The sequence below is a fragment of the Methanosarcina spelaei genome (assembly GCF_002287235.1).
Taxonomy (GTDB): domain Archaea; phylum Halobacteriota; class Methanosarcinia; order Methanosarcinales; family Methanosarcinaceae; genus Methanosarcina; species Methanosarcina spelaei.
On record NZ_LMVP01000051.1, the window covers coordinates 1 to 12,642 of the forward strand.

A 12,642-nucleotide genomic window follows, 5' to 3' on the forward strand; every position below is an offset into this window, starting at 1 on the left:
GGTAAATACCTTCATATCTCGAGCATTTCCAACTATTACAGGTAGATGCTTTATCAAAGAATCATAAATAGGAACCCAGAAATCACTTGTTGACTCACATGCAACAACATTACATTTTTCGGATATTACCCAATTTTTAAGGGCTAAAATTCCTTCGTCATCTCTGTTGAAACGTTGCTGTTGTTTTTCGCCAGATCTACTGAGAATTGTAGCAATGAAAAAGATTTTGTGAATGTCTAGACCACAAGCTTTGTTTATGACTTCAATCATATAACATCACCCAATTTATTTGGGCAGTCGAATTGCCTAAAAGGCCAATTTAGCATCCGTGATCAAAGTCACATTTGAGCCTTCGATGGCAATTCACTGATTAGTTTTCTGACGGTTTTGAAAAACCAAAATAAGGACAACCTTACTGCCCAAGGTAATAAGGGCTTAATAGTCAAAAAAGAGGGCGTAGAGTACTTTCATTGATTTGTGCATGTTATTCGAAGAATTTCATGTACGTTTTCTGGGCCTGCAATCCTCCAGAGCTTACTCGAGAAATTATATATCTCCATAATTTCCAGCTGCCAGACCGGTACAGTTAACCTTTCTTTCTCAGATCAACACTTTTTACTGTTTTGAAATGGTTTTTTCCAGATTAGAGTGCCTAATATAACTGATATTTATAATTAATTCGTTTACTGCAGAGGGCAGGAAAAAACATAGACCACCTTAAAAAAGAATACACTTACATTAATGCCTCACCCTCTCTGGCTAAAGTTGCAAACAAAATATAGAATCCTCAGCACATCCTTTGCCATCTTTCCTTCTTCAAGTTCTGCTTTTAATTATTATTGGATTCTAACTTATATTTCTCTAGTTATTATATGTCAGTAATAATAATCTCTTTATGACACCCAGAGACTTTTTCCTGATTTATGAGTCTTTGCTTGATGACATCAGGTGCCAGTGAAATCAATGTCATAAAAAGGGGTAATAAACATGCACGAAGGAACGATGGGGCAAAGTCATATGCATCACGGCGGTTCGATGCCTGAAATTTGGGAAGTGCTAACTGACGAACAAAAAAAAGAAGTTGCATTAATGAAGATGGATATGAAAATCCAATGGCTGGAAATTAAGATAAGTGAAATGGAAAAGATGATTGAATTAAAGAAAAATGCTGTTAAGAACATGAAAAAGTTCCGGGAAACGTTTCAAAAATAAAATTTAATAAAAAATAAAATCGAGAGCCTCAAAAGTCGCGGTACTTGTCCATGCCGTTACTAAAAAGTTTTCGATCAACCGTTGGGCCGCAACCGTTGACCCGCAACCGTTGACCCGGTTGATCACGCCGGATAGGGTTCGGGGATAAGATTTTAATCTTAAATATTGACTTGTAGTTTTCGATAAAACCTTTTCTCAAAAGGTTTTCGATAGAACCTTTTCTCAAAAGGTTTTCGCTCAAGCCTTTTTAAAAGGCTTTGTTTTATTTACTCCTTTTAATCTCTTCAAGTATGCTTTTCTGCGTTTCTGCAATCTCTTTTAATGTTGTACTGATCTCTGCCATTAGTTTCGCTATGTCTTTTGTTATCTTGACTTCTGGGGTCTCTGCAGGAGAGCTTGCGTTTTGTTCCAGTTCTTCCTTCTGGAGTTCACGTAAGAGTTCTCCCATTGCTCCGAACTCACGACTTGGGTCCTCGCTGGCTATTGTTTTATCTTCCGGATTCATGACTCTAACAATGCTCTAAAACGTAGAAATAATTTCCTATATATTATAATCTATTTATCTGGATTAAATCGGCCAGGGTCTTCAATCTGAGTCTGAAGCCTGGATTAGAATTTACATTCTCATTTCTATGTGAAATATTTGAATAAATTTAGTCCATCGTGATATAAAAAATTCATTTTTCCTTTTTTAGAGTCAAATATAAATAGAGCTGTAACATTATATTATATGGGCAGTGGGGAAAATAGCGTATGTAATTGGATTTCCTCTAAATTGGAAAAAAACTCTTTCATGATCCCCACTCCTTATAAACTATGAAAAATACAATTTCTTGAATCTTTCTATTCTCTTTCTAGTCTTCCATAATATCTTCATTGAAGACTTTTATAAAACCTGATTTTCGACACCGTTATGATATGGCAGTAAAGAAATATTGTTCTTAAATGTCCTTAAAAAACATGTAATTTTTCTCTCTTCTTGGGTTGTAAGTTCTGAGTCCTGTTACTTCTAATAATTGTCGAAAATGGATTAGTTTGCATCTAAAGCATAACCACATAAATTCATAAAACAAAAACTTTATATGCGAATTTTACGTACTTCTTCCAGGCAGCATTGTACATAGATGAACATCATCTTTCCCGTGACGTAAAATCACGGTGAAATAACTTTAAAACAGATTTTAGAATTCTCAAAATTGTTTTAATAAATAGCTTGAGAATTCAAATTCTTTTCAACTTCATCTATTCCTTCTATATTTATCAAACTTTATCAAACTGTTAAAATATTACCCTTAATTCGAGATGAGTTTATTGACTGATAAAAAGTTATTAATGGGTAATGAAGCCATTGCACTTGGAGCGATAGAAGCCGGAGTCCAGGTGGTTACAGGATATCCAGGAACTCCCTCGACTGAAGCTCTGGAGACGATTGCCCGATATGCAAAAAGGTGCGGAATCTATACAGAGTGGTCGAGCAACGAAAAGGTCGCACTCGAAACGGCTGTCGGAGCAGCTTATTCAGGAGCAAAGGCGCTTGTGACCATGAAACAGGTAGGACTAAACGTTGCATCCGACCCTCTTATGAGCCTGAGCTATATCGGGGTAAAAGGAGCTCTTGTGCTGCTCGTTGCCGATGATCCAGGGCCTCATTCTTCCCAGACCGAGCAGGATACAAGGGTTTTCGGGCACTTTGCAAATATTCCTGTCCTTGACCCTGCAACCCCTCAGGAAGCCTACGAACTGACAAAACTGGCTTTTGAGCTTTCGCATGAATTCGAAATTCCCGTTATTCTGAGAACCACTACGCGTGTCTCTCATAGCTGCGGAGATGTCGAGGTCAAAGCTGCAGAACCTGCTCCTGTTGAGGCCATTGAGGAAGGTTTTGTAAAGGATAGGCGGTGGACGATCTTTCCGAAGCTTACGGCCGAACGGCACCCCTGGCTTGAAAGCGTGCAGGAAAAGCTTTCCGAACACTTTTCCGAGCTTAACTTTAATTCTGTATTGGGATCGGGAAAAATCGGGATTATTGCCTCAGGTGTCTCAGCCCTGTATGTAAAGGAGGCTGTGAAAACTGTCAGGGATTTTGAAGAGTTATTTACACTCTTCAGAGTCGGGACGGTATATCCTTTCCCGGAAAAGGCAGTCCTTTCTTTCCTGAAAGGCATTGACCAGTTGATCGTGGCCGAAGAGCTCGACCCTTACCTTGAAGAACAGGTCCTCCAGCTTATAGGGAAGTTCCACCTGCCTGTTGATGTTTACGGAAAGAAGAACGGCTTTTTCCCTGTGAGCGGGGAATATAATGTGGATATTGTTATTGATAGCATTAACGGCGTACTTGTAACATGTGAAGAGAGTTTGCGTCTTTCTCATGCTTCTCCTGCCGTTTCAAGAAAAAAGCTTCCTCCACTTCCGATCCGAGCTCCTACACTCTGTGCCGGTTGTATGCACAGGACTGTTTTTTATGCTTTCAAACAAGCTGCAAAACAGCTTAAAAAAGAGGCTCAAACTGATACGATTTTCTCCGGGGATATTGGCTGCTACACTCTTGGAAATGCCTATCCCCTTAACATGGTAGATACCTGCCTCTGCATGGGTGCAGGGATAAGCCTTGCAGGAGGGCTCTCACGTACAAACCCGAAAGCAAAACATGTAGCTTTTATCGGAGATTCTACTTTTTTTCATTCAGGCATTCCTGCAGTGATAAACGCTGTCTATAACGGAGCTAACATCACCCTTGCAGTACTTGACAATCGGACAACTGCAATGACAGGACACCAGCCCCATCCTGGCGTGGGCGTGACTGTACTTGGAAATGCTTCAAAAGCCATTGAAATTGCAGACGTGGTCAAGAGTTGTGGGGTTGAATCTGTAAGGACAATAAATACTGTAGATCCGGACAGCCTTGAGAGTTGTGTAAAAGCCGCAAAAAAAGCCATGAATTTCAATGGGCCGTCGGTTCTGGTCTTCAAAGGCAAGTGTGTAGGGATTGCAAAACCCGACAAATATTATAAAATAAAACCTGAAACCTGCACAGGCTGCGGCTTCTGTATAAAAGAGCTCGGCTGCCCTGCTCTTAACCTTGATGGGGATAAGCCTGTCATACAGGACAACTGCAGCGGCTGTGGGCTCTGTGCGCAGATCTGCCCATCGGAAGCTATCTGCATAGGAGGCGTAAAGCTGTGAAATATGATATTCTTATTGCAGGTGTTGGTGGGCAGGGTGTTGTGCTTGCTTCCCGCTTGCTTGCACTTGCTGCGATGAAAGCCGGATTCCATGTAAGCACTGCCGAAACCATAGGGATGTCTCAGAGAGAAGGTTCGGTCAGCAGCCATATAAGGATAGGAGACGAAATTTCAGGGTCACTTATCCCCATCGGGCAGGCAGACCTGCTTTTAGGCCTGGAGCCTGCAGAAACCGTACGCAACCTGCCTTTTCTTAAGGAAGGCGGAAAGGTTCTGGTAAATACCCATGCCATCCCACCGGCATCGAGACCGCCTGGGAGCCCTGAGTATGACCCTGCAGCTTTGCTCTCCTTTTTGTGTGCACACTACCCTGATATTTTCTGTTCCGATTTTACGGAGCTGGCTGACGATGTAGGGACATACAGGGCTGCAAACGTTGCAATGCTTGGAGCGGCTGCAGGCGCACGAGTATTACCTTTTAAGGAAGAAATTCTTAGGGAAGTACTGGATGCCGAAATCCCTGAAAAGTACAGGGCTGTAAACGATGCCGCATTCGAACGCGCAAGGAAATGTATCAGATTTATCTCCGACCCTTGAACTGGGGAGCAGAAGGTGAAATAATATGTATGAAGCATCCAATGAGGCTGAACTTGATCACAATGAACAGCTTTATCATCCTAAGATCTCGGAAGAAGATACCTTTGCAAAATTGAAGGCACTGCTGAAGCGCGTAGTTGAAAATAGTCCTTTTTACCAGAAAAAGTTCAGGGAAGCAAATATCAATATCGAGGACATAAAGTCACTTAAAGACCTGAAGCTTCTTCCATTTACGGACAAAGAAGAACTCAGGGATGCCTATCCTCTTGGGTTACAGGCCGTTCCTGATTCCGAGGTTGTAAGGATCCATTCCTCGTCCGGGACTACAGGAAAACCCATAATTATTCCTTACACCCGAAAAGATGTGGATGCCTGGGCCGAGATGATGATGCGCTGTTATATGCTTGCAGGGCTTACTAACCAGGATAGGATCCAGATTACTCCAGGATACGGGCTCTGGACCGCAGGGATAGGGTTTCAGCTTGGAGCCGAACGCCTGGGGGCAATGGCCATACCTACAGGCCCGGGAAATACCGAAAAACAGCTTGAAATGTTTGTTGACCTGAAGTCCACGGCCCTTGCAAGCACTTCTTCTTATGCACTTTTGCTTGCTGAAGAAATTGAAAACCGTGGGCTTAAGTCCCAGATTCACCTAAGAAAAGGCATTATAGGTTCGGAGCGCTGGAGTGAAAAGATGCGCAGCCGAATAGAAAATGAGCTGGGGATAGAGACTTTTGATATTTATGGGCTGACCGAGATCTACGGGCCAGGAATAGGCCTTGATTGTGCTTTCCATGAAGGTATGCATTACTGGTCTGACTACCTGCTCTTTGATATTATTGACCCTATTACGGGCGAGCAGCTTCCTGACGGCACGCTTGGAGAACTTGTAATTACTACTCTCACAAAGGAAGGGGCTCCTCTCATCCGCTACAGGACAAGAGACTTGACCCGAATAATTTCTGGCCTCTGTAAATGCGGCTGTCCTTTCCCAAGAATTGACAGGGTCCTTGGCAGGTCAGACGACCGCATAAAGTTCAAGGCTGTTAATATCTATCCGGGCCAGATCGAAGACCTTGTCCACAGGATTCCTGGCGTAAGCAGCGAATATCAGATCCTGCTTACCCGTAAGGACGGAAGGGACAGCATGATCTTCAGGGTTGAGATCGAAGGCACAGAAGACCCCTCAAAGAAAGCAAAAACCGAAAAAGCTCTGGGAAAAGCCTTTAAGGACTTCATAGGCGTAACCGTGGATGTTATTGGCGTAAAGATAGGGGAGCTTCCCCGTAGCATGAAAAAGACAAAAAGAGTAATTGATGAAAGGGAACTGTGAAATTCCCCTTTTCCTTTCATCCCAATTTCTTCTTTTATTTAATCAGGATTTCAGTTGCTTTTTATCGACCACTTCTCACTTCTTTTTATCAGTTCATATTTCAGTTGCTTTCTGTCAATCCGTTTTTCACTTGTTTTTTATCAACCACTTTTCACTGCTTTTCCAACCGTTCACTTATTTAATTGTCAATATCGTTATATCGACTTTTTACGGAGTATTAATTTTGTCCCCCTCTGTATGGGATAATTTTCCAGTAACCTTCTTTTCATTTCCAGGATCAATTTTATATACAATAGTCCTGTGCGGATATGGGATTTCTATCCCTTCCTTATCAAAGCGCTTCTTAATAGCTTCCCTGATTTCACATCCTGAACTGTATGCAATACTCCTATCTTTGAACCATACATTCATGCGGAGATTTACGGCAGACTCTCCCAGTTCAACAACGTTTACTTTGACTTCTCCTCTCTCCCTGAAATCCGGGTCCACGGGATGAAGCACAGGGGAATCAAGAAATCCCATTCTAAGTGTTTCGGACTTGATTAAACTGGGCTTTACAACACTATACTGAACTTTCTGCGGGGACATTACATTTGGATGTTTTCGGGCTTCTTCGATCATGATTCTTCTCGCCTGATCAATGTCGGCATCATAGCTAATTCCAACGTCGATTGGCCAGATTACCGCAGGATCTTCTATTGTCCAGTTAATTATTGCTTCATTGCTGATTACGGAATTAGGGATTATAAGCCGTCTGTTATCCCAGGTTATAATGACAGTGTGTCTGAGGTTAAGATCAGTAACTTTTCCGTACTCGTTCATAATATTAAGCCGATCTCCAACCCTGAAAGGTTGAAAAACGGCAAGAGAAATCCCTGCAATTATATTGCTCAGTGTATTTTGGGCCGCAAAACCGATAACTATACCGGCAATTCCTGCCCCAGTAAAGAGGGCAACCGAGAGGTTTCGAAGACTGGGAATGCTGAAAATAACAACAACAATTCCCATGAAATAGATTAGTGCGACTACAATATGTCTGAACATCCGGAAAGATGTCGGATCCATATGCAGCCTGTTGTTCGCTTTTACGAAATGGTGTTCCAGAAGACTGTTTACGTTCCGTGCAGTAAGGACAGTGACCAGGCCAACAAAAAGTATGAATAAAAATGTACCTAAGTTGTCTGAAAACCATGTAAACGCCTGCTCTAATCTACTGTCAAAATAAGACATATTTTCTACAAAAGAAGAGGTGTTATTGGGGGTTTCCATATTGTGGTTGTTCGGCAAGATGCTTTAAATAAATATTGATTTAAAAAATACAAAAATGTATAAATGTAAAGTTCTAAACAAACTACTTCAGTATAAATAAAATAGATTAATAGAATTGGTTTTTTCATATCTGTTAAGAAGAGGAATAAGTAAGAAGAATAAGTAAGAAGAATAAGTAAGAAGAATAAGTAAGAAGAATAAGTGAAAAGAGGAATAAATAGGGAAAGGAAGTGGCTCTTCCTTTCTCTGGTGCATGCAGCAAGTTTCTTTTTAACCGGATTTCAGGATTTTCATGAGACCTGCTTAGAGACCTACTTATTTACTTTTTTCTCTGGCATATGCAACAATAGCATCTTTAACTCCGTATTTAAACGCAACCACGATTGCAATTCCCCAGGCAAGCGGCCCAAAGAACAGGTATAGAATACCTGTGTCAACAAGCATAGTATCCAGTGCCACCAGAATCACAATGAGGAATAGAAAACCTCTCAGGAGAGGAAGAATAATTTCTGTTCCCTCTATATTCATATCTCTGATCGTACCTGTGATGTAGTCCATCACTATATCGATTGAAATGATTCCTATCAACAGGATCAGAACACCTGTAAAAAGGCGCGGCAAGTACTCGGTAATGCTTATCAGTAACACGGTAAACATTGTCAACTGCAGGATATTCGATGCGGTTGTAAGAAAAATCAGATACCCAAACAGCTTGATCAGTCCGGAAATAATTCCTGAGGCTGTCAGTCCTCCTGATCTGACAGCCGATCCGAAAGGCATACTTTCAAATTTCTCGTCTACTCCTATCGAAACAAGCAGGTTTTTTATCAGATCCCCAATGAAGTCCACAATCAAGAAGCCTATAAGCAGTACAATGAATGCGGAGATCACAAGTGGAATGTAGTATATTATCAGGTTGATGAAACTATTGACTGCCTGGATATTCAGAATGTTAAGTATAATTAAGGCAAATATGATATAAACGAGCCACCGGACGACTGCATCAAAAAAGCCAACCGTGCTCATCTGTCCTCTTCTTATCATTCTACCTATTAAGGTTTTGTCAACAAGATCATCAAGTCCTACCTTATCCAGTACCCTTGCACCTACTCTTCCAAGAAATGTTCCCAGGATTTTTCCTATGATAATGAGAAGAATTATTGCTACCAATGTCGGAATAAAAGCTATAAACTGATCAAGCATATTATATATGCTATTCATGATTTGATTTTCAACCATACCAACTACCCCTATATCAAATTCTAGTTCAAAACTGACAATCTTTTCAAATTCCCCAATTTTTGGAAATATTTAATTATTTATTAATATAATATTCTATTAAATATATAATACATATATTTATCTACGGGCATATAAAAGCTTTTTTTTCAGATTGGAACTCGAGGTGTATTGAACGTGAACCAAACTGTTTTAAAAGCTCAGTAAAGAGATTAGGACAAAAAGTTATGCACAGACTTAAATCAGTGAAACTTTAATTACTGAATGATCTATTTTTTATTCGAAGGTGAGGCAGAGAAATAAGCATGGTGGTTTCTGGAAGAAGAGTATCGCAAATTGGGCTTGCACCCGGATCGCTTGTCCATGTAGGAGAAAAGAAGGTCGAAGAAGTAGTAATCCGAATTTTGGCCTATAATAGTGAAAAGCTTGTAGACAAAAAGTTGGAGAAGATTGAAGAGTGTTTGGAGTTTAAAAATCATCCCGATCTTAACTTCTGGATAAATGTGGATGGACTGGATAGGATAGATATTATAGAAAAACTCGGAGGTTATTTTAACATCCATCCCCTTACCCTTGAAGACGTACTCAATACACGGCAACGGCCCAAGACTGAAAATTACGACTCATATATTTATTCGGTTTTAAAGATGATTCTCCTTGATCCGAAAAAGGAAGAGCTCACTATAGACCAGGTAAGCATCATCTTCGGTTCCAATTATATCCTCTCTTTCCAGGAAAGGGAGGGAGATGTTTTTGATACGGTACGGGAAAGGTTTGAAAATCCGGCTTCTCGCTTGCGGAAAAATGGAGTAGATTATCTTGCCTACAACCTTATTGACGCTGTGGTCGATAATTATTTTTTGATCATGGAGCGTTTTGGGGATGATATCGAATACCTTGAAGAAGGGCTGGTAACGCAGCCAAGGCCTGAAACCCTCAGGATTATTCAAAGGTATAAAAGGGATATGATTATCCTTCGGAAATCTGTCTGGCCTCTCAGAGAGCTGATAAATGGCTTGCAGAGGGTTGAGTCCGATCTTATTAAAGAGACTACCCGGATTTACCTGAGAGATGTTTATGACCATACAATCCAGGTAATAGACACTGTTGAAGATTTTCGGGACATTTTGTCTTCAATGGTTGATGTCTACCTCTCCAGTTTAAGCTACAGGATGAATGAAGTTATGAAGGTCCTGACAGTCATAGCAACGATTTTTATTCCCCTTACTTTTATAGTAGGTATTTACGGGATGAATTTCAAATTCATGCCCGAACTCGAATGGCACTGGGGCTATCCTGCTGTAATGTTGGTAATGACCTTTTTAGCAGTTAGCATGTTTATCTATTTTAAGAAAAGGAACTGGGTTTGACTTTCTTTTTTCTGGAGAATTTTTGTATCCTCTTCAAATTTAATGGATTTTTCTTTTATATCTTCATTGAGAATTCTCAGAAGCTATTTTCCTGAGCTTCAGTTGAGACAATGACCTAAAATTTTCAAATAATTCTTCAAAAACGATACTATAAAAATATTATTTTTTTGAAGACATTTCCTGAAGGTCAGTAATTTCCGGACTTTTTTTTTATTTTCTACTTGTGTAATCTCATTCAAAGCCAAAATTTTTATAAAGTATCATCTCTATATTAAGAAATTTAGACAATTTATTAAAAAGTGTTAGTTCTCGGGATATTATGTACGGCTATTATAATCCCCCTTTTTCAGTCGAACAGGAAGGAATTGCTATTTCCGTTGAGAAAGTCGGAGAGCAGTGGATATACAGAAGGAAATTCGGAACGGAAAATGTAGAGAAAATTATCCTTGGAGATAATAAACGCCTGATTGTAAATCCTGTAGAGCCTTTAAACACCCCTAAAGAAATTACTCCAAACCTGCTTATAGAATTTGAGAAAACCCTGTTGCTTGCAGGAGGAGCAAAAAGAAAAATTTTTCTGACTTTTCCGATAGAAATAGGCATTTTTATTGCGGATAAAGAAGACAAAAATCTCCAGCTTCTTGATGTGACGAGCCTGGTGAGACAGAAATTTACCCTTTACGGGGAGGTTTCAAACGGAGTTATCTGCAAGCACTGGAAAAGCCAGATATATTCGATTTCTCCTTCCCCTAACCCTCTACAGGAGGGGATTATGGAGCTGACCATTCGAAATGCTTCCTCGGATTGGGTAACGATTTCAAAAGTAGTTTTCAGTGCATACGGTATGAAACTTTACTATGCCGGTGATGTTTTTATGCGAGCGCATATGGACATCATCAACAGGAACACTGCTGAAACGGGCTTCGAGCTGCAGCACATTGGTGGAGAGCTAAAAAGCAGTTCTCTAAAGGACTTTAAAACCAGAAAAGAGGCTTTTGGGGTATACAGTCTTCAGAAGCTTGGTTTTGTACCCCTAAAATTTTACATGGGGTGGGGATTTTGACTACTGATCTTGATTTTCTTGATGTCAGCCTGCCTATTTCAGACGGTACCGTAACTATGGGATCCGTACTAAAGTTCATACTCATCCTCTCATTTTCAACTTTTTTTGCCAAAATTTTCTCACTTTATCTGCGCAGGTCTCTCAAAGATAGAGTCAGTAAGGATGTTGGTGAGACTATCATCAAAGTCCTTTACTTTGGCATACTTGCTATTGTGTTTTTTTCTAACCTACCTCTTATCGGAATTCATCCTTCAGGATTTCTGCTGGCAGGAGGGGTAGCAGGTATTGTCCTTGGTTTTGCAAGCCAGAGTATTGTGGGGAATCTGGTTTCGGGTTTTTTCCTCATGGTCGAAAGGCCTATAAAAATAGGAGACCAGGTTCAAATCAATGATGTATCAGGTTATGTCATAGATATTCGGATAATCTCTACCCTTATACGGACTTATGACGGACTTCTTGTTCGTATCCCTAATCAGCAGGTCTTTACAACAAATATCACAAACATTGTAGGGCACCCTGTCCGAAGGTTTGAGTACATAATCAGGATTCGTTACAGTGACGATGCCAATGCAGCAATCTTTCTTATTAAAGACCTTATTGACAAAGAACCATTTGCTCTCCTGAACCCTTCCCCTTCGGTTTTCGTAAGCGATCTTGGAGACAGTTCGGTAAATATTACTGTCAGGATCTGGGCACCTGTTAACGAGTGGTTCGGGATAAAAACCAGAATTTTATGGGATATAAAACAGACCCTGGAAGAAAACGGCATAGAAATTCCTTTACCGCATCGCGTAGTTCGCATTCAGACCGATTCAAAAAAGGTTCCTGAAGAACTGGTGCCGATGCAGGAAAAAGAAATCGAGAGTGTACTGAATTACGAAGAAAGAGTTTTAGTTTGAGTAAACGTGTTGCTGAGTAAACCTGTTACTGAGTAAATCTATTATGCAAACTGGTTTACTCACACACTTTTTAGATTTCCAAAAAAAACAAGTTGAGTCCGAAATAAAACAACCTATTATCATATTTGTTACAATATAGTAATCAGACCAAATCGAGTACCCTTTTCGTATAAATTAAGTGAAAATCTAAGATCATAGTGATATACGAAGTCAATGAGATTAATGAAATCAATTGAGGTTAATGAATCAATGAGACTAATCAACCAATGAGATTAATGAAATCAATTGAGGTTAATGAATCAATGAGACTAATCAACCAATGAGATTAATGAAATCAATTGAGGTTAATGAATCAATGAGACTAATCAACCAATGAGATTAATGAAATCAATTGAGGTTAATGAATCAATGAGACTAATCAACCAATGAGATTAATGAAATCAATTGAGGTTAATGAATCAATGAGAGTAAAAAACCA

Annotated in this window: 11 protein-coding genes and 1 pseudogene; 7 read left to right on the top strand and 5 right to left on the bottom strand. The window is 40.0% G+C overall.

Annotation, left to right across the window (positions count from 1 at the left end; genetic code table 11):
* Positions 1-270, bottom strand: a pseudogene (locus tag ASJ81_RS04160) (IS110 family transposase); the annotation flags it as partial.
* A 717-nt stretch (positions 271-987) separates the two neighbouring features.
* Between ASJ81_RS04160 and ASJ81_RS04165 the strand changes: the two are divergent.
* Complete coding sequence (locus ASJ81_RS04165; RefSeq protein WP_245859774.1) at positions 988-1,212, top strand: hypothetical protein; 225 nt, start codon at positions 988-990, stop codon at positions 1,210-1,212.
* Between the two features lie 28 nt (positions 1,213-1,240).
* On the opposite strand, the gene ASJ81_RS22035 is transcribed toward ASJ81_RS04165, so the two are convergent.
* Together ASJ81_RS22035 and ASJ81_RS04170 are read right to left on the bottom strand one after the other, a co-directional pair.
* Positions 1,241-1,438 (bottom strand): hypothetical protein, encoded by a 198-nt coding sequence (locus ASJ81_RS22035; protein ID WP_170943183.1) that lies wholly within the window; start codon positions 1,436-1,438, stop codon positions 1,241-1,243.
* Between the two features lie 36 nt (positions 1,439-1,474).
* Positions 1,475-1,717, bottom strand: a complete 243-nt coding sequence (locus tag ASJ81_RS04170; RefSeq protein ID WP_095643383.1) for a hypothetical protein — start codon at positions 1,715-1,717, stop codon at positions 1,475-1,477.
* A gap of 806 nt (positions 1,718-2,523) precedes the next feature.
* On the opposite strand from ASJ81_RS04170, the gene iorA reads away from it, so the two are divergent.
* Genes iorA through ASJ81_RS04185 form a run of 3 tightly spaced genes read left to right on the top strand, consistent with a single transcriptional unit; the run spans position 2,524 to position 6,324 of the window.
* Positions 2,524-4,395 carry an indolepyruvate ferredoxin oxidoreductase subunit alpha gene (iorA, locus tag ASJ81_RS04175; RefSeq protein ID WP_095643384.1) on the top strand — a complete coding sequence of 624 codons (1,872 nt, stop codon included), beginning with the start codon at positions 2,524-2,526 and terminating at the stop codon, positions 4,393-4,395.
* Positions 4,392-4,991 (top strand): indolepyruvate oxidoreductase subunit beta, encoded by a 600-nt coding sequence (locus ASJ81_RS04180; RefSeq protein WP_170943184.1) that lies wholly within the window; start codon positions 4,392-4,394, stop codon positions 4,989-4,991. The genes iorA and ASJ81_RS04180 overlap by 4 nt, the downstream gene beginning before the upstream one ends.
* Before the next feature lie 25 nt (positions 4,992-5,016).
* Positions 5,017-6,324, top strand: a complete 1,308-nt coding sequence (locus ASJ81_RS04185) for a phenylacetate--CoA ligase family protein (protein ID WP_095643386.1) — start codon at positions 5,017-5,019, stop codon at positions 6,322-6,324.
* Positions 6,325-6,531: 207 nt separating this feature from the next.
* Here the strand turns inward: ASJ81_RS04185 and ASJ81_RS04190 are convergent, their stop codons facing one another.
* Positions 6,532-7,593 (bottom strand): mechanosensitive ion channel family protein, encoded by a 1,062-nt coding sequence (locus tag ASJ81_RS04190; RefSeq protein ID WP_095643387.1) that lies wholly within the window; start codon positions 7,591-7,593, stop codon positions 6,532-6,534.
* A 315-nt stretch (positions 7,594-7,908) separates the two neighbouring features.
* Positions 7,909-8,832 carry a mechanosensitive ion channel family protein gene (locus ASJ81_RS04195; protein WP_095643388.1) on the bottom strand — a complete coding sequence of 308 codons (924 nt, stop codon included), beginning with the start codon at positions 8,830-8,832 and terminating at the stop codon, positions 7,909-7,911.
* Between the two features lie 305 nt (positions 8,833-9,137).
* On the opposite strand from ASJ81_RS04195, the gene corA reads away from it, so the two are divergent.
* The 3 genes from corA to ASJ81_RS04210 all read left to right on the top strand — a co-directional run bounded on the left by corA (position 9,138) and on the right by ASJ81_RS04210 (position 12,164).
* A complete protein-coding gene (corA, locus tag ASJ81_RS04200) occupies positions 9,138-10,202 on the top strand; it encodes a magnesium/cobalt transporter CorA (RefSeq protein WP_095643389.1) in 1,065 nt (354 codons plus the stop codon).
* 319 nt (positions 10,203-10,521) lie between these two features.
* A complete protein-coding gene (locus ASJ81_RS04205) occupies positions 10,522-11,265 on the top strand; it encodes a DUF432 domain-containing protein (RefSeq protein WP_095643390.1) in 744 nt (247 codons plus the stop codon).
* The gene (locus ASJ81_RS04210; RefSeq protein ID WP_212556024.1) at positions 11,253-12,164 is read left to right on the top strand and encodes a mechanosensitive ion channel family protein; all 912 of its coding nucleotides are present in this window, start codon (positions 11,253-11,255) and stop codon (positions 12,162-12,164) included. The genes ASJ81_RS04205 and ASJ81_RS04210 overlap by 13 nt, the downstream gene beginning before the upstream one ends.
* Positions 12,165-12,642 lie beyond the last annotated feature (478 nt).